The organism is Nocardiopsis moroccensis, from assembly GCF_055763695.1.
This window is the reverse complement of the sequence record NZ_CP199747.1, coordinates 2,775,606-2,798,794: the sequence shown is the minus strand read 5'-3', so window position 1 is coordinate 2,798,794 and position 23,189 is coordinate 2,775,606. Positions and strand designations below refer to the sequence as shown.

The 23,189-nt window shown below is 71.6% G+C and carries 19 protein-coding genes; 12 read left to right on the top strand and 7 right to left on the bottom strand.

Annotated elements, in window-relative coordinates; genetic code table 11:
- The first annotated feature begins 183 nt into the window (after positions 1-183).
- Entirely contained in the window at positions 184-1,959 is a 1,776-nt protein-coding gene (locus ACUKCB_RS12410; protein WP_473040650.1) for an NAD+ synthase, read from the top strand.
- A gap of 105 nt (positions 1,960-2,064) precedes the next feature.
- Here the strand turns inward: ACUKCB_RS12410 and ACUKCB_RS12405 are convergent, their stop codons facing one another.
- A complete protein-coding gene (locus ACUKCB_RS12405; RefSeq protein ID WP_473040649.1) occupies positions 2,065-2,673 on the bottom strand; it encodes a dihydrofolate reductase family protein in 609 nt (202 codons plus the stop codon).
- Positions 2,674-2,790: 117 nt separating this feature from the next.
- Between ACUKCB_RS12405 and ACUKCB_RS12400 the strand changes: the two genes are divergently transcribed.
- Positions 2,791-3,369 (top strand): TetR/AcrR family transcriptional regulator, encoded by a 579-nt coding sequence (locus tag ACUKCB_RS12400; RefSeq protein WP_473040648.1) that lies wholly within the window; start codon positions 2,791-2,793, stop codon positions 3,367-3,369.
- A gap of 98 nt (positions 3,370-3,467) precedes the next feature.
- On the opposite strand, the gene ACUKCB_RS12395 is transcribed toward ACUKCB_RS12400, so the two are convergent.
- The 3 genes from ACUKCB_RS12395 to ACUKCB_RS12385 form a co-directional block, all read right to left on the bottom strand.
- A complete protein-coding gene (locus ACUKCB_RS12395; protein WP_473040647.1) occupies positions 3,468-6,497 on the bottom strand; it encodes a helix-turn-helix transcriptional regulator in 3,030 nt (1,009 codons plus the stop codon).
- Positions 6,497-6,649, bottom strand: a complete 153-nt coding sequence (locus ACUKCB_RS12390; RefSeq protein ID WP_473040646.1) for a hypothetical protein — start codon at positions 6,647-6,649, stop codon at positions 6,497-6,499. The genes ACUKCB_RS12395 and ACUKCB_RS12390 overlap by 1 nt, the downstream gene beginning before the upstream one ends.
- Before the next feature lie 68 nt (positions 6,650-6,717).
- A complete protein-coding gene (locus ACUKCB_RS12385) occupies positions 6,718-6,870 on the bottom strand; it encodes a hypothetical protein (RefSeq protein ID WP_473040645.1) in 153 nt (50 codons plus the stop codon).
- A gap of 297 nt (positions 6,871-7,167) precedes the next feature.
- Between ACUKCB_RS12385 and ACUKCB_RS12380 the strand changes: the two genes are divergently transcribed.
- The 3 genes from ACUKCB_RS12380 (at position 7,168) to ACUKCB_RS12370 (ending at position 10,475) form a co-directional block, all read left to right on the top strand.
- Positions 7,168-7,890 (top strand): hypothetical protein, encoded by a 723-nt coding sequence (locus ACUKCB_RS12380; RefSeq protein ID WP_473040644.1) that lies wholly within the window; start codon positions 7,168-7,170, stop codon positions 7,888-7,890.
- Between the two features lie 84 nt (positions 7,891-7,974).
- A complete protein-coding gene (locus tag ACUKCB_RS12375; RefSeq protein WP_473040643.1) occupies positions 7,975-8,313 on the top strand; it encodes a hypothetical protein in 339 nt (112 codons plus the stop codon).
- Between the two features lie 350 nt (positions 8,314-8,663).
- Entirely contained in the window at positions 8,664-10,475 is a 1,812-nt protein-coding gene (locus ACUKCB_RS12370) for a carbohydrate-binding module family 20 domain-containing protein (RefSeq protein ID WP_473040642.1), read from the top strand.
- A gap of 104 nt (positions 10,476-10,579) precedes the next feature.
- On the opposite strand, the gene ACUKCB_RS12365 is transcribed toward ACUKCB_RS12370, so the two are convergent.
- Positions 10,580-11,248 carry a M15 family metallopeptidase gene (locus ACUKCB_RS12365; RefSeq protein WP_473040641.1) on the bottom strand — a complete coding sequence of 223 codons (669 nt, stop codon included), beginning with the start codon at positions 11,246-11,248 and terminating at the stop codon, positions 10,580-10,582.
- A gap of 185 nt (positions 11,249-11,433) precedes the next feature.
- On the opposite strand from ACUKCB_RS12365, the gene ACUKCB_RS12360 reads away from it, so the two are divergent.
- Both ACUKCB_RS12360 and ACUKCB_RS12355 read left to right on the top strand, forming a co-directional pair.
- On the top strand, positions 11,434-12,108 hold the full coding sequence (locus ACUKCB_RS12360) for a response regulator transcription factor (RefSeq protein WP_473040640.1): 675 nt from the start codon (positions 11,434-11,436) through the stop codon (positions 12,106-12,108).
- Positions 12,105-13,301 (top strand): sensor histidine kinase, encoded by a 1,197-nt coding sequence (locus ACUKCB_RS12355; RefSeq protein WP_473040639.1) that lies wholly within the window; start codon positions 12,105-12,107, stop codon positions 13,299-13,301. The genes ACUKCB_RS12360 and ACUKCB_RS12355 overlap by 4 nt, the downstream gene beginning before the upstream one ends.
- Here ACUKCB_RS12355 and ACUKCB_RS12350 read toward each other — a convergent pair.
- Both ACUKCB_RS12350 and glnA read right to left on the bottom strand, forming a co-directional pair.
- Complete coding sequence (locus tag ACUKCB_RS12350) at positions 13,289-16,366, bottom strand: bifunctional [glutamine synthetase] adenylyltransferase/[glutamine synthetase]-adenylyl-L-tyrosine phosphorylase (protein WP_473040638.1); 3,078 nt, start codon at positions 16,364-16,366, stop codon at positions 13,289-13,291. The two genes, ACUKCB_RS12355 and ACUKCB_RS12350, sit on opposite strands and share 13 nt — an antisense overlap.
- 153 nt (positions 16,367-16,519) lie before the next feature.
- A complete protein-coding gene (gene glnA, locus ACUKCB_RS12345; protein WP_473040637.1) occupies positions 16,520-17,944 on the bottom strand; it encodes a type I glutamate--ammonia ligase in 1,425 nt (474 codons plus the stop codon).
- A gap of 329 nt (positions 17,945-18,273) precedes the next feature.
- Here glnA and ACUKCB_RS12340 point away from each other — a divergent pair, with 329 nt between their 5' ends.
- From ACUKCB_RS12340 to ACUKCB_RS12320, 5 genes are all read left to right on the top strand, one after another.
- Entirely contained in the window at positions 18,274-18,780 is a 507-nt protein-coding gene (locus tag ACUKCB_RS12340; RefSeq protein WP_473040636.1) for an RDD family protein, read from the top strand.
- A gap of 214 nt (positions 18,781-18,994) precedes the next feature.
- Positions 18,995-20,425 (top strand): LCP family protein, encoded by a 1,431-nt coding sequence (locus tag ACUKCB_RS12335; protein ID WP_473040635.1) that lies wholly within the window; start codon positions 18,995-18,997, stop codon positions 20,423-20,425.
- A gap of 312 nt (positions 20,426-20,737) precedes the next feature.
- Entirely contained in the window at positions 20,738-22,132 is a 1,395-nt protein-coding gene (locus ACUKCB_RS12330) for an LCP family protein (RefSeq protein ID WP_473040634.1), read from the top strand.
- A gap of 147 nt (positions 22,133-22,279) precedes the next feature.
- Positions 22,280-22,942 carry a DUF2975 domain-containing protein gene (locus tag ACUKCB_RS12325; protein ID WP_473040633.1) on the top strand — a complete coding sequence of 221 codons (663 nt, stop codon included), beginning with the start codon at positions 22,280-22,282 and terminating at the stop codon, positions 22,940-22,942.
- Positions 22,942-23,178 (top strand): helix-turn-helix domain-containing protein, encoded by a 237-nt coding sequence (locus ACUKCB_RS12320; RefSeq protein WP_473040632.1) that lies wholly within the window; start codon positions 22,942-22,944, stop codon positions 23,176-23,178. Before ACUKCB_RS12325 ends, ACUKCB_RS12320 begins: the two co-directional genes overlap by 1 nt.
- The last annotated feature ends 11 nt before the right edge of the window (positions 23,179-23,189 follow it).

Sequence of the window (23,189 nt, the reverse complement as noted above, 5' to 3'; positions counted from 1 at the left end):
GCGGATATTTCCAGGGTATTTCCGCACACGCCAGCCAGCCTGCCCGGTCCGTTCCCCCTACACGCATTATGGCCTCAGCCCGGGGGGTCCGGGGCCGTTCCCGCCGCAAGGAACGGCCCGGATCCACCGGGCACGGCCGGGCGCGACCCGGGGCGGAAACATCCGGCCGTTAGGCTCGGTCCCGTGGCACAGCTGAGAATCGCACTGGCCCAGGTCAACCCCACCGTGGGTGACCTGGAGGGAAACCGGCGAACCGTGGTCGGCGCGGCCCGCCGGGCCGCGGAGAAGGGCGCGCACCTGGTGGTGCTCCCGGAGATGGTCGTCACCGGGTACCCGGTCGAGGACCTGGCCCTGCGGGACTCCTTCGTGTCGGCGTCGGTCCGGGCCACCCGCGCCCTGGCCGCCGACCTCGACGCCGAGGGGTTGGGCGACCTGCCCGTCGTGGTGGGGTTCCTCTCCCGCAGGGAGGGCCCGGGTGAGCGGTACGGCCAGCCCTCCGGGGCGCCGCAGAACGCGGTCGCCGTGCTGCTGCGGGGCGGGGTCGAGCTCACCTCCGCCAAACACCACCTGCCCAACTACGGGGTCTTCGACGAGTACCGCAACTTCGTGCCCGGCGACACCCTGCCGGTGATCCGGGTGCGCGGCGTCGACGTGGCCCTGGCTGTCTGCGAGGACCTGTGGCAGGACGGCGGTCCGGTCACCGCGGCCCGCGCCGCCCGGGTCGGCCTGCTCGTCACCCTGAACGGGTCGCCGTACGAGCGGCACAAGGACGACGTGCGCCTCGAACTGTGCTCGCTCCGCGCCCGCGAGATCGGCGCCGCCCTGGCGTACGTGAACATGGTCGGCGGGCAGGACGAGCTGGTCTTCGAGGGCGACTCCCTGGTGGTGGACTCCGAGGGCGAGCTGGTGGCCCGCGCGCCGCAGTTCGAGGAGGACCTGCTCCTGGCCGACCTGGACCCGGCCGCGGCGGACGGGGAGCGGGGCGCCCGGGACGGGGACGTGGTCGACGGGATACGGATTGTCCGGCGCACGCTGTCCGCCGACCCGGTGCCCGCCTACGAGCCCGGGGCCAACACCGTCACGCCGCGCCCGGACCCGCTGTCCGACACCGGGGAGGTCTACCGGGCCCTGGTCGTGGGGCTGCGCGACTACGCGGCCAAGAACGGTTTCGCCTCGGTGGTCCTGGGGATCTCCGGGGGGATCGACTCGGCGCTGGTCGCGACCATCGCGGTGGACGCGCTGGGCCCCGACCGGGTACACGGCGTCCTGCTGCCCGGCGAGTACTCCAGCGCGCACTCGGTGGCCGACGCCGAGGACCTCGCCCAGCGGCAGGGGTTCGCCGCCCGCACGGTCCCGATCGCCCCCGCGGTCGAGGCCTTCGAGCAGGCCGCCGCCTCCGCGGACGCCGCCCTGAGCGGGCTGGCGGCGGAGAACCTGCAGGCCCGGGTGCGCGGCACGCTGCTCATGGCGCTGTCCAACCAGGAGGGGCACCTGGTGCTGGCCACCGGGAACAAGAGCGAGGCGGCCACCGGCTACTCCACCCTCTACGGCGACTCCGTGGGCGGCTTCGCCCCGATCAAGGACTGCTGGAAGACCCTGGTGTGGGAGCTGTCGCGCTGGCGCAACGCCGAGGCGGAGCGGCTGGGCCAGACCCCGCCGATCCCGGAGAACTCGATCAGCAAACCGCCCAGCGCCGAACTGAGCCCCGACCAGACCGACGCGGACTCCCTGCCCGACTACGCGCTCCTGGACTCGGTCCTGGCCGCCTACGTGGGCACCGACCGCGGTGAGGCGGAACTCGTGTTCGCCGGCTACGACCCCGACCTCGTGCGCCGGGTGATCCGCCTGGTGGACCGGGCCGAGTTCAAGCGCCGCCAGTCCGCGCCCGGTACCAAGATCAGCTCCCGCAACCTCAGCCGGGACCGCCGGGTGCCCATCACCAACCGTTGGACGGTCTGACCAACCGTTGGACGGTCTGACCAACCGTTGGACGGTCTGACCAACCGTGGGTGGTCAGACCCTCCGCCGGGGGCGGGTGCGAGGGGCGGTCCCCGGCCGGTCCGCTCACCTCGCACCGGCCGTGCTGCGCCGGAACAGCGTGTAGTCCGCTCCGCCCCCGAAGACGGTGCCCTGCACCCGCTCGAAGGCGGCCGGGTCGAACGCCGCTCCCTCGAAGAACGTCCTCCCGGACCCGGCCACCACCGGGTAGCGCTTGATCATGAGTTCGTCGATCTCCGGCAGCAGGTACCCGGCGATGGCCGGTCCGCCGACCATGCAGACGCCCAGGGGGCCGTCCTCCCCCTTGAGTTCGCGGACGGTCTCCAGGGGGTCGGTGGCCACGACCGTCACGTTCGGGTCGGTGTCGGCGGGCAGGGTGCGGGAGAACACGTACTCGCGCATGTGCGCGTAGGGGCTCGTGACGCCCAGGTCCAGGGCGACCTGGTAGGAGCCCCGGCCCTGGAGCATGGTGTCGTAGTGCCTGTTGGGCACGTCCAGCCCCAGGTGGGCGCGGACGTGGCTGGGCAGCAGTTCCGGGTACTCGTTGGCGTGGAACTCGCCGGTCTCCCCGAGCTCCCCGCCGTCCCCGCCCGGGGTGAGGAAGTCGAAGGAGCCGTCGGGCGCGCAGACGTAGCCGTCGAGCGAGACGGCGACGAAGTAGGTGAGGTTTCGCATGCATCTCCTTGGCGGGGTGTCCCCGCGTCCAGTTGACCACTATGTTTGGAGTACTACGAGTAAAGTACTTCAAGCGTAGTGGTTTGCCAAGGGTTTTCCGGAGAACAGGAGAGGACCATGGTCAGGAACCCGGAGCGCCGCGCCGCGCTGCTGGACGCCGCCATCGACGTGCTCGCCGAGGAGGGCGCCCGCGGGCTCACCTTCCGCGCGGTCGACACCCGGGCGGGGGTCCCCGCGGGCACCGCCTCCAACTACTTCGCCAACCGCGAGGAACTGCTCGCCCAGGCGAGCGTGCGCACCTACGAACGCTTCACGCCCGACCAGGCCGAGTGGGACGACGTGTTCACCGGTCCCCGCGACCGCGCCAAGCTCGTGGAGCTCATGCGCGCCACGGTCACCCGCCTGGCCGCCGACCCGAACGTCTACCTGGCCACCCTGGAACTCCAGCTGGAGGCCACCCGCCGCCCCGAACTGCGCCGGAACATCACCGAACGCGTCCGAGCCGACCTGGACGCCAACATCACCTCCCACGAGAAGGCGGCCATGCCCGGAGGCCGCGACACCGTCCTCGTGCTCTACCTGGCCCTGAACCGGCTGGTCGCCGACCACCTCACCCTCCCCGGCGTCCTCGCCGCGGAGGGGTCCCTGGACGAGCTGGTCGCCAAGGTGGTGGAACACGTCGTCCCCGAGCACTGAGCCCCGGCCCCGGAACCGTCCCGGACAGGGAGGCCGCGTCCGCCGGGACCCGTCCCAGCCCCCGCCGCACGGCCGGGACGGGGCACCGGGCGGGCCCGCTACCGGACCAGGCCGAGCCCGCGGGCCCGCGCCCCGGCGGTGGCGCGGTTGGGCACGTCCAGCTTGGCGAGGATGTTGGACACGTGCACGCTGGCGGTCTTGGGGGAGATGAACAGCTCCCCGGCGATCTGGGCGTTGGTCGCACCCGAGGCGAGCAGCCGCAGGACCTCGGCCTCCCGGGCGGTCAGCCCGGCGGGCGCGGGCGGGGGCACGGACTCCTCGGACAGTCCCGTACCGAGCCTGCGGGCCAGGTCCTCGGCGGCCCGGGCCAGGGGCGCCGCTGCGCACTCCGTGGCGGCCTGGTGTACCTGCCGGGTCCGTCGCACGGCCAGGGTCCGGTCACCGGTGGCGACCAGGGCCTCGGCCTCGCGGAGCCGGGCCCGGGCCCGGTGCAGCCGCAGAGGGGTGCGCTCCCACGCCGCCACCGCCGCGGCCCACAGCCCGGCCAACGCGGCGGGGCCGGGCCCCTCGCCGCGAGCCCGGTCCACCTCGGCGACCAGGGCGCTGACCGTCGCCGCGTACGCCGGACGGACCAGGCCGGTGAGCGGTAGCTCGGCCGCGATCCCGCCGACCAGCTCGCGCACCCGCAGGGCCGCACCGGCCGTCTCCGCCTCGCGGCCCCGCTCCGCCCCCAGCCGGGCGGCCTCGGCCATCTGCTCCAGCAACGGCCACGTGTAACCGGGCGAGCACTCCAGGACCACCCGTTCCAGCACGTCCCGGGACAGGGACAGGGCCTCGGCGACGTCGCCCTCGGCCAGGGCCGCGTCCAACAGGCCCATGGTCCGCAGCTGGACCATGTTCATCCGGTGCGCGTCCAGCATGGAGCGGTCGCCCACCGGCCCCGCCTCGGCCCGTGCCGCGGCCGTGTCCCCCATCGCCGCGGCGGCGCGCGCCTCCACCGCCTGGATGTAGTGCAGGTGCTTGCCGTCCCGTTGGTCCCGACTGAGGTAGCGCCGGAAGATCTCCCGGGTCCCGCGCAGGTCGCCCAGTTCCAGCAGGATCTCGGCCCGGTTCTGGTGGTTGAATGACTTGCGCGCCGGGGCCCAGCCCAGCGACTCGTGCCGGGCCAGGGACGCCTCCAGCACGCGGAGCCCCTCCTGGTGGTGGCCCAGTTCGCGCAGGAAGTGGCCCAGGTTCCCGGCCCCGCGCGCCTCCATGTGGGGCTGGCGCAGCTCCTCGGCCCGGCGCAGGCCCTCCTCCATCAGCGGGCGCCCGCGTTCGAGGTCGCCGTCCTGCATGAAGACCCCGCCGAGGGTGATGCGGGCGTCGGCGGCCGCGCACAGGTCGGAGGGTCCGTCGGTGTCGGCCGCCTCGATCGCCAGCCTGGCCAGGTCGCGGGGCCCGTGGCCGCTGCGGGCCAGTTCCAGCAGAAGCTTCTGCTCGGGGGTCTCCTCCCGGTCCTCGCGCAGCAGGGCGCACTCCCGGGCCAGGATGGCCAGGAGCTGGCTGTACCCGGGCATGTGCGGCGGATGCAGTTCCAGGGCCCGGACCAGGTCGCTGAGCCCCCCGTCGCGTACGTGGTAGGCGCGGGCCTGGCCGCGCTGGCGCAGCAGGACCGCCCGCAGGGCGCGGGTGGCGTCGTCGTCGGGGTGCTCGGGCAGGGTCGCCAGCGCCTCGTCGACCAGCTCCAGCGCCCGCCGGTTGCGGTTCGCCGAGATCGCCGTGTTCGCCGCCCGGCTGACCACCTCGGCCCAGCCGAGCCCCTCCACCCGGCTGCTGGGGTCGGGCACCCGGTCCCACAGGGCCAGGACCCGTTCCAACATGCCCAGCCGCTCGTCGAAGGCGAGCGTCTTCTCGGCCTGGACGGCCGCCCACCAGGCGGCCTCCATGGCCCGGGGCAGGTCCTGCGCGGCCTGGTAGTGGTGGGCCTGCTCGGCCGCGCGGCGGTCGGCGGGCACCGCGTCGGGGTACTCGTCGATGAGCTGGGCGAAGCGCAGGTGCAGTCGTGAGTGCGGGCCGGGCAGGATCTCCTCGTGCACGGCGTCGCGCAGCAGCGCGTGCCGGAACCGGTAGTCGGTGCGCCCGGGACGGAGCACGTTGGCGTCCACCAACGTGTGCAGCGCCGCCTCCAGTTCGTGTTCGGGCAACCCGGCCGCGTGGTAGAGCACCTCGTGTTCGATGCTGTCCGCCACGGCGCCCACCGCGGCCGCCCGCAGCACGGTCAGGGCGGTGCCGTCGAAGCGGCGGACCGGTTCCAGCAGGAGGTCGCGGAAGTGGTCGGGCAGCTCGGGGTCCTCGTCGTCCGGACAGGTCTCGGCGGCGGCCAGCGCCTCCACGAACAGCGGCACGCCCTCGCTGCGCCGGTAGAGCGTGTTCAGGGCGTCGTGCCCCAGCTCCTCGCCCCGGATGGCCGCGGCCTGGCGGCCCACCTCGTCGCGTGTGAACGGCTCCAGCACGATCCGGCCCACCCCGGGCAGGCGTTCGAGTTCGGGCAGCAGGCGGCGCAGCGGGTGCGTGCGGTGCAGGTCGTCGCTGCGGTAGGTGACGACGATCTGGGTTCCGGGCCGGTCCAGGTTGCGGCTCAGGAAGACCAGCAGGTCCCGGGTCGCTCCGTCGGACCAGTGCAGGTCCTCCAGTACCACGGTGATCCCGTGGTCCCCGGCCACCTGCTCGAACAGGCGCAGCACCTGCTCGAAGAGGATGCCCCGGTTCTCCCGCCGGTCCGCGGGGGGCTCGCCCAGCTCCGGCAGGAGCCGGGCGAACTCGCCGACCCCGCCCGGTGCGGCAGCCTCGAACGGGGCCCGGCCCCGCTCGCGCAGGATCTGGCGGAGCACCGCGGTGAAGGGCGCGTAGGACAGACCGTCCACGCCCAGTTGCAGGCAAGCCCCGACGAACACCGTCCCGGCGGGCCGGGTGGCGGCGAACTCGGTGACCAGACGGCTCTTGCCGACCCCCGCGTCCCCGCCGACCAGCAACGTCTCCGGCGGCCCGGTGCGTACGCGGTGGGCCTGGTCGGTCAGGAGCCGCAGCTGGTCCCGGCGGCCGACGAAGAGGGGACTGGTATCGGAAATCAGGGGCATATCGCCCATTATGCTCTCCGTGGCTGAATCCGCTCCTGGTTTTCCCGGCTGGCCCGTGCCTCGGCGCGCAGCCGACGGGCGCGGCGGCCGAGCTCGGCCTGGCGCAGGCGCTCGTCCCGCAGCGCGGTGGCGGTGACGGAACGCAGGTCGTTGTAGGTCATGGTCTTCCTCCTGGTGCTGGGGCGCCCCTCGGCGGGCGCCGGGGCGGATCGGGCGGGTGCGGTCCGGGTCAGGTCCCCTTGGCCCGTCGCCTCGCGCGTTCGGCCCTGCGGCGGGCGCGTGCCTCGGCCCGTGCCCTCGTCGCCGCCCGGAGGTGTTCGCTCTCGCGGGCGGCGGTCCGGGAGAGGGTGCGGCTGTCGCGTGGTGGTTCGAGGTGGAACACGGTGGTCCTTTCCGTGGTGCGGCGGAACCCGTGTTCCGCCCCCGTGCCCTCCACGATCCGGCTAAGGGGTGCCCCCGCACATCGGAAGGAATGACCGGTTTTCCGCAGCAAGTGGCGGGTCGGTGGGCCAAGCGTCCTAAGGCGGGTGAGATGCGTCCTAAGCGCTCGGGCCCGGAGGCGGACCGGAGCGGTTTCCGTCGGAGGTTGTGCTGGTCGGGGGCGTGTCACCGAGCGTTCGGAGATGATCGCGCGTAGTTGTCTTGAGGTGTCACAGGGTGAACCTCAAGGAGGCGTGGGATGACTCGGGTCGCTTGCGGGACCGGTCGGCGGGGCACGGGCCGGGAAGGGCCGTGCCGAGAGGGGACGGACGGGCCAGGAGCAGCCGGGAGCGGGCTCGGCCCGAGGTCCGGCTGGGTCCTCGCGGGGCTGACCGCCGCCGTGCTGTGCGCGGCCCCCGCCGCAGCAGACGGTCAGGGGGGAGGGCGGGCGCAGCCCGGCGCGCTCGCCGACGGCGGCGACGGCCTCGCCGACTCCGAACTGGTGGGCCTGACCCTGACGGGTGCGGAGCAGTCCCCGCTGCCGGGCGAGGAGGTCCGCTACCGGGCGACCGTGGCCAACGGCGGTGCGGCGGCCGTCGAGGGGGGTCTGCTCGCCCAGCACGTCCCCGAACCCCTGGAGGTGGTCGGGATCGACCGGTCCGGCGTGGTCGAGGAGGGCGTCGCCAACTGGCGGGTCGACGTACCGGAGGGAGGGGAGGCCGTGTACACGGTCCGGGTCCGGGTGCCCGAGGACGCGGAGGCGGGGGACCGCGTGGTGAGTACGGCCTGCCTGCTGTTGGACCGGGACGCCGAACCCTCGGCGTGCGCGAGCGACACGCTCCAGGTCGCCGACCGGACGGTGCTCTCGCGGGTGGGGGAACTGATGGACCGGGACGCCCTGGTGCGTGCGGCGGGTGCGGGGGTGCTGGCCGTGCTGGTCTGGTTGTTGTGGCGGCAGTGGGGGCCAGCCGGGCGGAGGTGAACGAAGTAGCGGGTTGTCTGATTTGTTACGTCAGGGCGTCAGTAAGACGGGCTCTTCAACTACAGCGCGTAGTAGTCTGTCGGCATGGACTTTCTCTACTCCGCGCTCGTGTTCCTGCACATGATCGGCCTGGCCGGCATCATCGCCGGGTTCCTGATGCAGCTGATGACCGACAACGTCAAGGCGACCAAGGTCCTGCTGCACAGCGCCCTGCTCCAGTTCGTCACGGGGCTGCTGCTGGTCGGCGTCGCCGAGATGGCGGACCTGACCGAGCTCGACCACGTCAAGATCGCGGTCAAGCTCCTCGTCGCCCTGGCCGTCGTGGTCCTGGGTGTGCTGAACCTGCGCAAGCCCGCCAGGAACCTCGCGACCATCGCCGGGGTCCTCGCCATCGTCAACATCGGTGTCGCGGTCTTCTGGTAACGCCCCCCCGGGCGGCGCCCGCCGCGGGGCGCCGCCCGCTCCCGCCCGCACGGGGTCAGCCGGTGGCGGGCCAGGCCGAGAGGTCTGGTCCGCCACCGGCTTTTTCGTGCCCTTCCGGGGTCCTCCAGAGGGCTCTCTACGCACCCGTCGTTGAAATTTTTGCAGCTTCTTTCGTCGGTATTCACCGAGCTTGCGCGTTCGGGCAGTGGAAAGGTGCCGGAAATCCGTTGTTCACAACCCAGAGTTCATCTGTTACCTTCGTCACGCTTGCGCAAACTCTTGCAAAGACTGCAAGAGAGTGTCGGCGGGGCAGCGTGGCCCCGCCGAGGACCTCCCCCCAAGGAGCGCACATGAGAACACCCCGCCCCGGCGCCCTCATCGGCGCCGTGCTGCTGGGAACCGGCCTGCTAGCGGTTCCCGGCCCGGTCGGCCCCCAGGAGGCCGTCGCCGCCTCCGCGGACAGCCCCGCCCCCCTCCGGGAGGGCGGCGACACCATCGTCCACCTGTTCCAGTGGAACTGGGATTCCGTGGCCGCCGAGTGTGAGGACTTCCTCGGCCCGAACGGGTTCGGCGGCGTCCAGGTCTCCCCGCCCCAGGAGCACGTGGTCATCCCCTCCGCCGAAGGCGGCAACTACCCCTGGTGGCAGGACTACCAGCCGGTCTCCTACCAGATCGACAACACCCGGCGCGGCACGGCCGAGGAGTTCGAGGCCATGGTCGCCACGTGCCGCGAGAACGGCGTCCGGATCTACGCCGACGTCATCATCAACCACATGACCGGCCCCGGTTCGGGCACCGGCAGCAACGGCACCGAGTGGGAGAAGTACGCCTACCCGGACCTGTTCGGCGACGGCAGCGCCGCCTACGGAGGCGACGACTTCGGCCCCTGCTTCGAGACCATCAGCGACTGGAACGACAAGTGGGAGGTCCAGAACTGTGAGCTCCTGGAGCTCTCGAACCTGAACACCGCCACCCCGCACGTGCGCGAGCAGTTGCGGCGCTACCTCAACGGGCTCGTGGACATGGGCGTGGGCGGATTCCGCGTGGACGCCTCCAAGCACGTTCCCGAGGCCGACGTCGAGGCGCTCTTCAACGGACTGAACGAGGTCCCCGGCTTCGGCGGACAGCCCGACGTCTACCACGAGGTCTACGGCGACCAGACGGTGCCCTACACCGCCTACACCCCGTACGGCAAGGTCACCAACTTCGACTACAAGAACGACTTCGCCGGGAAGTTCGCGGGTGGGGACCTGGCCGGACTGGTCGACATGCCCGACTACGGCGGCCTGACCACGGACGAGGCCGTGGTCTTCGTCGACAACCACGACACCCAGCGCTACACGCCGACCCTCACCTACAAGGACGGCGACCGCTACCACCTCGCCACCGCCTTCATGCTCGCCCACCCCTACGGCACCCCCGTGGTGATGTCGAGCTACGACTTCGGCGACAACCAGACCGAGGGCCCGCCCAGCGTCGGCGAGGTCGACGGCAACCCAGCGGGCTGGATCACCGAGGACAGCGACTGCGCCGACGCCGACTGGGTCTGCGAGCACCGCGACGACACCGTCGCGGGGATGGCCGCCTTCCGCAACTCCACCGACGGCACCGGGATCACCCAGCGTGCCACCGACGGCAGCGCACGGGTCGCCTTCGACCGCGGTGACCGCGGCTTCGCGGCCTTCAACGCCGGCGGCGGCACCTGGAACGTGACCGCCACCACGTCCATGCCCGACGGCATCTACGAGAACGCGGCGGGTAGCGGCTCGGCCACCGTCTCCGGCGGTCAGGTCACCGTGGACGTCCCGTCCGAGGGCGCTGTCGCCATCCACGTCGACGGCATCTGCGACCTCGACGAGTGCGACGGCGGCGGCGACCCGGGGGAGCCCGGCGACCCGCACACCATCACCGCGACCGTGCAGACCGAGTTCGGCCAGGAGGTGCACGTCGTCGGCTCCACCCCCGAACTGGGCTCCTGGAACCCGGCTGACGGCGCCCCCCTGAGCACGGACTCGTCCACCTACCCGGAGTGGTCCGGCAGCGCCGTCATCGGGGCCGACACCGAGTGGAAACTCGTCAAGGTCTCCCCGGACGGCAGCGTCGCATGGGAGAGCGGTGCCAACCGGGTCGGCCCGGACGCCTCCGTCACCTGGCGCGACTGACCACCGACCGCTGACCGCACGACCAGGGCCGTGACTCCCCGGCCCGCCCCCGGCACCCCGGCGCCACACTCCTCCGGCGCCGGGGTGCCCCCACTCCGACATCCTCAGTCCGCGGACGCGTCCGCCACGGGCTCGGGGCAGGTGCCGCCGGGTTCCACGGTGAGCTCGTAGTGCCAGATCTCGTTGGCGTAGGTCTGGCAGAGCCCGAACCGCGGGCCGTGCTCGGCGAACCAGTACGCCGCGTCGGTGCGGCCGATGTCCACGGCCTCGCCGGTCACGTGCGAGGACTCCTCGGGCCCGGCGACCCATCTGGCCGCCTCCTCCTCGCTGCCGTACACCCCGACCGCCGAATCCAGCAGGAACCGCTGGTAACGCTCGCTGCGCCACCCGCTCGTCACCAGTACCTCGATTCCGTCCTCCGCCAGAGCCGCGTCGGCGGCATCGTGCACCGCCGCCAGCAGCTCGGTGTCGAGTCCGGTCAGGGCGGGCACGTCCTCGGAGGGGTCCAGGGCCCCGCCCTCGGGGACGAAGCCGTCGTCCTCGTCCAAGGGGGTGGACCGGGTTACCGGGAGGTCCTCCGACCGCGACCGGTCGGGGCTCTCCCCGGACACCTCACCACGGTCGGGGCCGCCACCGCTGTCCGTGCCGCCGGCCGAACCGCCGTCCGCGCCCGACGCCGCACAGCCACCCAGTGCCAGCACGGACACCACGGTCGCGGTGGTGAGAACAGCCGGTCGGAACCGCAACCAGCGCATGAGACGTCCCTTCGCCAAGGCCGGGCCCCGTGCCCGGCACCGAAGGGACCACAGCACCAGGGAGGTTGTTGCGCGGATGTAGGCCGGCGACCCAACGTTTTCGCAACACGGCCCCTGCCTACACTGAGTTGCCTCAGCCCCTCTCCGTGGTCTGTGAGCTGCCCGAACCCGGAGAAGCGGGTCCGCCGAACAGGGGGAACCACATGCGCGTGCTGGTCGTCGAGGACGAGGTCTTCATGGCCGAGGCCCTCCAGTCGGGGCTGCGGCAGGAAGCCATCGCCGCTGACGTCGCGCTGGACGGCGACGCCGCGCTGGAACGGATCGGGGTCAACGACTACGACGTGGTCGTCCTCGACCGGGACATCCCCGGTGTCCACGGCGACCAGGTGTGCGCGGTCCTCGCCCGCGACCACCCCGGCACCCGGGTCCTGATGCTCACCGCCGCGACCCGGCTCAGGGACAAGGTGGACGGGTTCGCCCTGGGCGCTGACGACTACCTCACCAAACCGTTCGCGGTGGAGGAGCTGGTCGTGCGCCTGCGCGCGCTCGCCCGGCGGCCCTCCGCCACCGTCCAACCGGTGTTGGAACAGGCCGGCCTGCGCCTGGACCCCTACCGCAGGGAGGTCTACCGGGCAGGCCGCTACCTGCGGCTGCCCCGCAAGCAGTTCGCCGTCCTCGAACTGCTCATGCGCGCCGACGGGGGAGTGGTCAGCGCGGAAACCCTCCTGGAGAAGGTCTGGGACGAACACGCCGACCCCTTCACCAGCGCGCCCCGGGTCACGGTGTCCCAGCTGCGCAGGGCCCTGGGCGACCCGGACCCCATCGTCACCGTGCCCGGCGCGGGCTACCGTCTCGTCTCTCCCGGCGAGGACCGGTGAACGGCCGCGAGAGGGACGCGGCGCCGCCCGGACCGAGGGTCAGCGCACGTCTGCGCCTGACCCTCGGCTACGCCGGTTTCCTGGTCATCGCGGGGCTGGCCGTCCTGGCCGGGATCTACGTGGTTCTGCGGTACGTCCCCAACTACCCGCTCACCGCGGCCAACCCGAGCGACGCCCACCTGGTGATCCCGGCCCGCTCGGAGATCCTGAGCGCGCTCGTCAACGTCTCGGGGGCGGTCCTGCTGGTGCTGGCCGTGCTCGGGCTGGTCGGCGGCTGGTTCCTGGCCGGCTGGGTGCTGCGTCCTCTAAGGCAGATCAACGACGCGGTCCTGAACGCCGCGACGGGGCGGCTGGAGCACCGGATCGCGCTCTCGGGGCGCAACGACGAGTTCCGCCAGCTCGCTGACGCCTTCGACCACATGCTCGACCGCCTCCAGGACGCCTTCGAGGCGCAGGAGCGCTTCGCCGCCAACGCCGCACACGAACTGCGCACCCCGCTGGCCGTCAACGCGACCCTGCTGAACGTGGCCCGCCGCGACCCGGAGGGACAGGACCACCCCCGCCTGCTCGAACGGCTCGACATCACCAACGCCCGTGCGATCGAACTCACCGAGGCGCTGCTGCGGCTGGCCGACGCCAACGCCGTCACCGCGGCCGCCGCGTCGACCGACCTCGCCGAGGTCGCACGCGGTGTGGTCGCACGACACGCGGACGAGGCGAAACGGGCCGGTGTCCGGTTGCGACACACGCTGCCCCCGGCCCCGACGGTCGGTGACATCACCCTGCTCACCCAGCTCACCGAGAACCTGGTGCACAACTCCCTGCGCCACAACGCCCGGGCCGGCACGGCCGACGAGGGCACGGCCTCCGTCACCACCGGCCGCGACCCCCGCACCGGCGGCGCCCTCCTGCGGGTCGAGAACACCGGCCCCGTGTACACGCCGCAGACCGTCGCACGCCTGCACGAACCCTTCCTCCGCGGGCAGGGCCGGGTCAGCACCGGTCAGGGGCACGGCCTGGGCCTGGCCCTGGTGGCCCGGGTCGTCGACGTCCACGGCGGCACCCTGGAGCTGTGGCCGCGCCAGGCGCGGGAAGGGGGAGGGCTGACCGTCACGGTCACACTGCCTCCCCCGTCGGATCCCCCCGTGAAGCCGACCGCGGCCCCGTCCGCGCCGCGGCCTCAGTCGTCGTAGAAGGTCCTCTCCATGACCGCGCGGGCCCGGCGGGTGGCGCGCAGGTAGGCGTCGGTCAACTGCTCCGCGGGGCCCTCCGGCTCCAGGCCGTCGCCGCCGTCCTCGTCATCGTCCCCGTCGTCCTCGCCGTAACCCATGGCCTGGGCCAGCGCGGCACGCACCCGCAGGTCGTTCGGGATCGAGTCGCCGCCCCGGCCGCGCACCAGCATGACCATCCCGCGCACCCGGGAGGCCAGACGCCAGGCCTCCTCCAGCACCACACCGTCGTCGGCCGCCAGCAGACCGTGCGCCACCGCGACCCCCAGGGCCTCCAGGGTCCCGGTCGTGCGCAGGTCCGGGTGCTCGTGGGCGTGGCGCAACTGCACCAGCTGGGCCACCCACTCCACGTCCGAGAGCCCGCCCCGGCCCAGCTTCGTGTGCAGGGTCGGGTCGGCCCCGCGCGGCAGCCGTTCGGCCTCCATCCGGGCCTTGAGCTTACGGATCTCCAACACCGCGGACCCGTCGATGCCCCCGTCCGGGTAGCGCAGGGGATCGATCAGGGCGGTGAAGGCCGAACACAGCCCCTCGTCGCCCGCGATCGGCCGCGCCCGCAACAGCGCCTGGCTCTCCCACACCTGCGACCAGCGGCCGTAGTAGGCGGCGTAGGAGTCCAGCGTGCGCACCACCGGCCCGCTCCTGCCCTCCGGCCGCAGGTCGGTGTCGATCTTGAGCGGCGGCTCGGCCTGCGGCATCTCCAGGAGCCGGGCCAGCTCCCGCACGGTCGCCAGGGCCTGCCTGGTGGCCGAGCCCGTGTCCACACCGGGCAGCGGGTCGTGCACGTACATCACGTCGGCGTCGCTGGCGTAGGTCAGCTCACCGCCGCCGAACCGCCCCATGGCCACCACGCACACCCGGGTGAGCCTCTCACCGCCGGAATCGGCCACCGCCTTGGCGTAGGCCGCGCGCAGGGCCGCGTCGATGGTCACCGCCGCGATGTCGGTCAGCGCGGTGCCGACCTCCTCCACCGAGGACACGCCCAGCAGGTCCGCGGCGGCCGTGCGCAGCAGTTCCCGGCGGCGCAGGGCCCGCACCGCCGACACCGCCTCCTCCGGGGTGTCGTAGCGGCGCAGCGCCGCATCGGCCTCGGCCATCAGGGTCCTGGTCTGGCGGCGCCGCAGGTCGGCGTCGTCGGCCAGGGTCGCCACGGCCTCCGGGGCACGCAGCAGCAGTTCGGTGGCGTAACGGCTCGTCCCCAGCAGCCAGGCCATCCGCTCGGCCACCCGCACGTCGTCGCGCAGCAGCCGCAGGTACCAGGGGGTGGTGCCCAGGGAGTCGCTGACCTGGCGGAAACCGAGCAGGCCCGCGTCCGGGTCGGGGGAGTCGGCGAACCAGCCCAGCATCACCGGCAGCAGCGTGCGCTGGATGGCCGCACGCCGGGACAGCCCCGACGTCAGCGACTTCAGGTGGCGCAGGGCCCCGCGCGGGTCCACGAAGCCCAGGGCGCCCAGCCGTTCCACCGCCTGCTCGGGGGAGAGCCGGGCCTCGTCCTCGGGGAGCTTGGCCACCGCGTTCAGCAGCGGACGGTAGAAGAGCTTCTCGTGCAGGCGGCGCACCTCGGCCGACACCCGCTTGCGGGCCTCGGTCAGCTCCCGTACCGGATCGGCGGTGAACCCCAGGGCCCGGCCCAGTTGGCGCAGCTGCGCGGGGCCGTCCGGGGACTGGGGGTCGGGCAGCAGGTGGGTGCGCCGCAACCGCTCCAGCTGCAACAGGTGCTCCACCCGGCGCAGGAACCGGTAGGCCTCGGCCAGCCCGGCCGCGTCCTTGCGGCCCACGTAGCCGTACTCCGACAGGGCGGTCAGGGCCCGGAGGGTGTTGCCCGAACGCAGCCGGTCGTCGGAGCGCCCGTGCACCAGTTGGAGCAGCTGCACGGAGAACTCGATGTCGCGCAGCCCGCCCGGGCCCAGTTTCAGTTCCCGCTCGGTCTGGCCCGCGGGGATGTGCGCCACCACCCGGCGGCGCATCGCCTGGACGTCCTCCACGAAGTCCTTGCGCCCGGCGGCCTCCCACACCATCGGGGAGATCGCCTCCGAGTACGCCCGGCCCAGCTCCGCGTCACCGGCGATCGGACGGGCCTTGAGCAGCGCCTGGAACTCCCAGGTCTTCGCCCAGCGCTCGTAGTACGCCAGGTGCCCGGCCAGCGGACGCACCAGCGGACCGTTCTTGCCCTCGGGGCGCAGGGCCGGATCGACCTCCCACAGGGTGCCCTCGGCGTCGGTCTCCGACAGGATGCGCATCATCGCAGTGGCCAACCGGGTGGCCGCTCGCTGGGCCCCCTGCTCGTCCCCGGCCGCCTCGCCCGCGTCCACGGCGGGTTCGGCCACGAACACGACGTCCACGTCGCTGACGTAGTTGAGTTCCCGGCCGCCGCACTTGCCCATGCCGATCACGCTCAGCCGGCACAGCTCCGCGTCCTCGGGCGCCTCGGCCCGGGCCACCGCCAACGCCGCGTCCAGGGTCGCGGCGGCCAGGTCGGCCAGCTCGGCGGCGACCTCGTCCACCGTGTTCACCCCGGTCAGGTCCCGCCCGGTCAGCCTCAGGACCCGCCGGCGGTAGGCCACCCGCAGCGTGTGCCGCAGCACGGCCGAGGGCTCCGCCTCGGACCCCTCACCCAGGGAGAGGTCGGCGACGGGGGCGGTGTCGTCGGGGTGGGCGCCCACGGTGTGCATGAGTCCCCGGCGCAGCTCCTCCGGTTCGGGGGTGCGCGCGGCGTCGGCCCCGCGCAGCTCACGCCAGTCACCGGGGTGGCGGACCAGGTGGTCGGTCAGGGCCGTGCTGGCGCCCAGGATCCGGCACAGCCGGGTCCGCAGCTCCCGTTCCTCCCGCAGCGCGAGGAGTACCTCCTCGGGGTCGGGCGCGGCCTCCAGCAGCCGGAGCAGACCCAGCAGGGCCTGGTCGGGGTCGGCGGCCGCCGCGAGTGCGCCGATGATCTCGGTGTCGGCCCGGGCGTCCAGGCCGGCCTCGGTCACCAGCCGCAGAGCCCGGGTGCTGTCGCTGAAACCGAGCCTGGCGAGCGCGCCTGCTGTCATGTTGGTTATTCCGTCCCTTGCCACGCGTCAACGGTAGCCGCACGGCCCGCGCACGGACCGCACGGCCCGGCCCTGGGTCCGGGCGCCGACGAACGGCCCCGGAACCGACTCGGGGCCGGTATCCGAACTGGATACCGGCCCCGAGGGGTGCTGCTAGATGTCGTAGTAGAGCTCGAACTCGCGCGGGTGCGGGCGCAGACGCAGGGAGTCGATCTCCTCGGTGCGCTTGAAGTCGATGTAGGTCTCGATCAGGTCCTTGGTGAAGACACCGCCCTCGAGCAGGAACTCGTGGTCGGCCTCCAGGGCCTTCAGGGCGTCGTCCAGGGACGCGGGGACCGTCTCGATGGCCGCGGCCTCGGCCGGGGGCAGCTCGTAGAGGTCCTTGTCGACCGGCTCCGGCGGCTCGATCTTGTTCTTGATGCCGTCCAGGCCCGCCATCAGCATGGCGGAGAAGGCCAGGTAGGGGTTGGCCGACGGGTCCGGCACGCGGAACTCGATGCGCTTGGCCTTGGGGTTGGAGCCGGTGAGCGGCAGGCGGATGCAGGCCGAACGGTTCCGCTGGCTGTAGACCAGGTTGATCGGGGCCTCGTAGCCCGGCACCAGGCGGTGGAAGGAGTTCACCGTCGGGTTGGTGAAGGCCAGCAGCGCCGAGGCGTGCTTGAGCAGGCCGCCGATGTAGTAGCGGGCCGTGTCGGAGAGCTGGCCGTAACCGGACTCGTCGAAGAACAGCGGCTCGCCGTCCTTCCACAGGCTCTGGTGGCAGTGCATGCCGGAGCCGTTGTCGCCGAAGAGCGGCTTGGGCATGAACGTGGCGGTCTTGCCCGCATTGTTGGCGACGTTCTTGACGATGTACTTGTACAGCTGCGTCTTGTCCGCCATCTGGAGCAGCGTGCCGAACTTGATGCCGATCTCGGCCTGGCCGGCGGTGCCGACCTCGTGGTGCTGGAGCTCGACCTCGACGCCGGACTCGATCAGGGTCTGCACCATGTCGGAGCGCAGGTCGCTGTAGTGGTCGACCGGCTCGACGGGGAAGTAGCCGCCCTTGAAGCGCGGACGGTAGCCGCGGTTGCCGCCCTCGATCGCGGAGCCGGTGTTCCAGGCGCCCTCGATGGAGTCGATCTCGTAGTAGCCGGTGTTCGCACGCGTCTCGAACTTGACGTCGTCGAAGATGTAGAACTCGGCTTCGGGGCCGAAGAAGGCGGTGTCGGCCACGCCCGAGCCCTTGAGGTAGGCCTCGGCCTTGCGGGCGACGTTACGCGGGTCGCGGCTGTAGGACTCCAGCGTGAGCGGGTCGTGGACGAAGAACGTCATGTTCAGCGTCTTGTGCTTGCGGAACGGGTCCAGGACACCGGTGCTCAGGTCGGGGAGCAGCAGCATGTCCGACTCGTGGATGGCCTGGAAGCCGCGGATCGACGAGCCGTCGAACATCTGGCCGTTGGTGAACGTGGACTCGTCCACGTTCTGGACCGGGAGGGTAACGTGGTTCACGCCTCCGAACAGGTCCGTGAACCGGACGTCGAGGAACTTGACGTCCTCGTCTCGGATGTAGGCGAGAACCTCGTCGACGCTGCTGAACAAAACGGAACCTCCGTGCAGGTGGCTGAGACGGTGGGCTCGTGATCCGCTCCGTCGCGGACATGTCGAACCACACGCCGTCTCCCGGCTTCGCTATCGAAGCTAGGAGCGCGTGATTTCCACACCATGTCTCGATTGTTTCCTGCATGTTACGGAGCTGGGTGTTTTCGCAGACCAATGCTGCTGACCCGGTGATTCCGCCTGTTTGAGGGGCAAAACGGGGCGCATCCGGCCTTCGGAGTGACCGTCGACACGCAAGGCCCCGGCCCAGGTCACAGTGCTCCTGCGCACCCGCGCGCGGGGGGTCGTTCCGGGCCGATACCGTGAAAAGCATGAGTGACGAGAGCCGGAGCGGTGCCTCCGCGGCCCCCGAGGACGACTTCCGCTACCGGGGCAACCGGCTCGGTCTGCCCGAGAGCGGTACCGGTTCGGTCCCCGGGGTCATCCGGCGCCTGGTCGGCCTCGCCCTGGACTGGGGTATCGCCGCGATGCTGGTGTGGGTCGCCGTCAACCTCGGCCTGATCGGGCAGGAACTGGCCGCGGCCGCGGCCGCGGGCGGTGACGAGGAGGCCCTCGCCCTGACCAACTTCACCGCCCTGTCCACCCTGGTGGTCTTCGCTGCGATGAACATCCTGCTGCTGACACTGTTCGGTACAACGATCGGACGGCGGATCGTCGGTGTGGGGATCGCGGCCACGGGGGAGCGCCCCTGGCCCTGGTTCTTGTCGATGACCGTGCGTACCCTCCTGTTGTGCCTGGTGATCCCGGCGGTGGTCTACGACCGTGACACCCGCGGCCTGCACGATCGGGCCGCGGGCACCGTGGCGTCCCGGTACTGAGCGCCCACCGACGGTTCGGTCGCCGTCCCCGCGCGCGCCACGCGCGTGCGTACCCCGCACAAGCTGCTGTTAGCATCCGTTCACGGCATTGTGCAGGGGACCGCGACCCTCGCAGGCGGCGTTCCCTCCCCGACGGGTGAGAGCACGCACGGAACACGCCTCGGCCGCCCTGACCCCGCCACCCAAGGTCTCACCGCACCCTCCGAAGGTTCGCATGGCTGGAAAACGCTCCGCCCCCCACACCTCCGGCGTCCTCGGCGTCGCCCGATTGTCCGCCGGACAGTGGATCGCCTGTGTGGTGACCGCTCTGGCCATCATCGCGAGCCTCGGCAGCTACGGCTGGTACCAGGGCCTGGTCGGCAACATCACGACGACGCAGGTCGACACCGACGCCTGGGACCGGCCGACGAGCGTCGAGGGGGTCATGAACCTCCTCGTCATCGGCTCCGACGTCCGCTCCGGTGAGAACGCCGAGTATGGGGAGGTCGAAGGGGAGCGGCCCGACACGATGCTCATCGCGAGCATCGACGTGGACGACGGCGCGGCCACCCTGGTGAACCTGCCCCGCGACCTCGTGGTCGACCTGCCCGGCTGCGAGGCGGTGGAGGGCTACCAGGGCATGAGTCCCCAGCAGGGCATGATCAACTCCGCGATGACCTTCGGCGGGGTGGGCTGCCAGTGGAACGCGGTCGAGCAGGTCACCGGTGTGCACCTGGACCACTTCATCATGATGGACTTCACCGGCTTCAAGGACATGGTCGACGCCATCGGCGGCGTGGAGATGTGCGTTCCCGAACCGATCGACGACCCCAAGGCGCACCTGGAGCTGGACGCCGGACTCCAGACCCTGGACGGTGAGGACTCGCTGGGCTTCGTGCGCTCCCGTTACGCCCAGGGCGACGGCAGCGACCTGTCGCGGATCGACCGCCAGCAGGAGTTCATGGGGGCCATGCTGCGTGAGGTCCTCAGCAGCGAGGTCATGACCAGCCCCGTCACCGTCACGAACTTCCTCGGGGCCGTCACCGACTCGATCAGCACCGACGACGACCTGACCGTCGAGACCATGACGGACATCGCCATCTCCATGCGCGAGGTCGACCTGGACCGGGTCCAGTTCGTCACGGTCCCCAACGGCGCCCACCCCGACGACAACAACCGCATCATGATGAGCCAGCCCGCCGCCTCGGAGCTGTTCGAGGCGATCAACACGGGCGCGGACCTGGCCCCCGGTTCCGGCGAGGACGAGGACAAGGACGCCGACAGCGCCGAGGAGAGCTCGGTCGAGCCCTCCGACGTCTCGGTCGAGGTGCTGAACAACACCGGTATCGACGGCCTCGCCCTGGAGATCCAGGCGGTCCTCGTCCAGGAGGGCTACGTGGTCACCGGGGTCGGCAACCCGGAACTGCGCGCCCCCGACGCCACCACCGTCTACCACGGGCCGGACGACGCGGCCGCGGCCGAACTGCTCGCCGGTTCCCTCACCAACGCCCGGACCGAGGAGGCCCAGGGCCTGGAACAGACCCTCGAACTGGTGGCCGGGTCCGACTGGAACGGGTTCGGCGGCGACCCCTCCGAGACCGACCTGTCCATCACCGAGGACCTCGGCGGCGTCACCGCCGAGCCCGAGGAGAAGAGCGCCTGCTAGGGCACGTCCGGCGGACCGTTTCGGTCCGCCGGACGTTCCGGCGGGTCCCCGAGGGGCCCGCCGGTTTTTCTTTTCCGCTGGTGCCGGCGCCGGGCTGCGGGAGGACACCCACTCCTCGGTGCCGGGCGCCGACGAGGTGAGCGGAGCCGCCGGTCGTCGTCTGACACGTCGTGACCGTTCCGGTAGCATCCGGGGGGTTACGTCCTAGTATCCGCGCGGTGGTCCCCCTCCCGCGGCGGTGCTCCCCTCACGGGCGGACACCCCTCTCGTGCCCCGGATCGGATCGCAGGTGCCCTCTTGGCCCCAAGAAACGTGTCTACGGCCGTCGACGCCGTCAGGATGACCCTCGGCAAGTGGGTGGCGTGCGGCATGACCGGTGTGGTCATCGCCGCGAGCCTGGTCGCCTACACCGGTTACCAGGACATCCTCGGAATCGAGACCGCCGAGGTCGATCCGGACAGCTGGGGCGAACGCCCGGCCCAGGTCGAGGGGCTGCACAACATCCTGCTCCTGGGCACCGACGAGCGCACCGAGGAGAACGCCTCGTACAGCGAGCTCCACGGCATCCGCCCGGACGTCCTGATCCTGGCCAGCATCGACGCCGACGACGGCGGTGTGACGATGGTCAACCTGCCCCGCGACACCATGGTCGACATCCCGCCGTGTGAGGCCGACGAGAACAACGAGGGCTGGAACGGCGGGGTGGACCAGCTCAACCACGCGATGGCCTACGGCGGCATGGACTGCCAGGGGAAGACGGTGGAGGCGATCACCGACATCCACCTGGACCACATCGTCATGGTGGACTTCGCGGGCTTCCAGAACATCGTGAACACCCTCGGCGGCATCGAGATGTGCGTTCCGAAGTCGATCGACGACCCCAAGGCCGACCTGAAGCTGGACGCCGGCGAACAGACGCTCAACGGCGAGCAGGCCCTGGGGCTGGCCCGGTCCAGGGACAGCGCGGAGAACGGCAGCGACCTGGGTCGGATCAAGAACCAACAGCGCATGATGGGCGCCATCCTGCGCGAGGTCACTGAAGGCGAGACCCTGTCCAGTCCCAGCACCGTATACGGGTTCCTCGAGGCGGTCAGCGACAGCCTGGTGACCGACAGCAACTTCTCCACGGAGAAGATGGGCGAACTGGCCATCGCCATGCGCGAGGTCGACCTGGGCCGGATGAACATGGTCACCGTCCCGGTCATGGATTACCCGCCCAACACCGACAAGGTCCAGTTCAACGAGCCCGACGCGGGGGAGTTCTTCGCCGCGGTCTCCGCGGGTGAGCTGACCGGGGACGAGGGGGCCGAGGAGGAGGCCGAGGAGAGTGTCGAACCCTCCGAGGTGTCCCTGCGGCTGCTCAACAACACGACCACGAACGGGTTGGGGGCCCAGGTCGGGCCGCTGCTGGAGGCCGAGGGCTTCGTCGTCACCGAGATCGACAACCCCGGAGCCCGCGCCCCCGCCGCCACCACCGTCTACCACGGTCCCGACCGGGCGGAGCACGCCGAACTCCTCGCCTCGGCCCTGGACAACGCCCAGGTCGTCGAGGAGCCCTCGTTGGGTGAGGAGCTCGAACTGGTCATGGGCTCGGCCGACTGGGAGGGCCTGGCCGACGACGAGCCCCTGGACGCGAAGGACGGGGAGGCCCTGCTGGAGGAGGTCGGCGCCACCTCGGCGGAGGAGGACAAGGTCAGCTGCGGCTGAGTCGAGGGCTCTTCCGGGGCGGCGGTCCGACACGGACCGCCGCCCCGTTCGCGTTCCAGGGGGTGTCGGACCGGAACCCCGGAGGGGTGACAGCACGGGGCATATCGTTTATCGTTAATATCGAAAAACGATATGTTGGAGTAGCCCATGCCCCCACGCAAAGCGTTCCAGCGCCTCCTCCCGCGCTGGAGCCGTACCGACTCGGTGGTCGCACAGGTCGTCCTGGTGCTCCTGATGGCCGGGGTCGTCGCGTCCTTCCTGTACGTCCTGGCGTGGATCACGCCCCTGTTCCCGGCGGGAGGGAGCGACTGGATGAACCAGGCCACCGTGTACCACCCGGACGGCGCCCCGGGCGGCGTCCCCGGGATGGAGCCCGTGCGCGAGGACGTCACCGTCAGCGCTGCCGAGACCGTGGTGGTCACCTTCGATGACCCCAGCACCAGGGAACGCCTCCTCCTGGCCCTGCCGACCCTGGTCCGCCAGGTCACCAGCCTCGCCGTGGCCTTCCTGGCGCTGCGGATCGTCCAGAGCCTGAAGGCGGGGGACCCCTTCGTCCCGGCCAACGTCCGCCGCCTCTACGGCATCGCGTTCACCGTCATGGCCGCCGCCCTGGTGTGGACCGCCGTGGACGGGACCACCGCGTCCGCGCTCCAGCGTGCGGCCCTTCCGGTCGAGGGCCACGTCTTCTTCGAGGCCCGGTTGGACTTCGGGTTCACCAACGGACTCCTCGTCGGCTTCCTCCTGGCCGCGCTGGCCGAGGTCTTCCGGCGCGGTACCCGGATGCGCGACGACGTCGAGGGCCTGGTCTGATGCCGCCGGAGGAAGCCACCGGGGTCCGGATCCACCTGGACAAGCTGCTGGCCGAACGGGGGATCACCCTCACCGAACTCTCCGAACGGGTGGGGGTCACGGTGGTCAACCTGTCCGTGCTCAAGAACGGCAGGGCCAAGGCGATCCGCTTCTCCACCCTGGCCGCGCTCTGCCGTGAACTGGATTGTCAGCCGGGCGACCTCATCAGCCACCGGGACGGACCAGGGGATCCCTGAAGGAGGCCGGG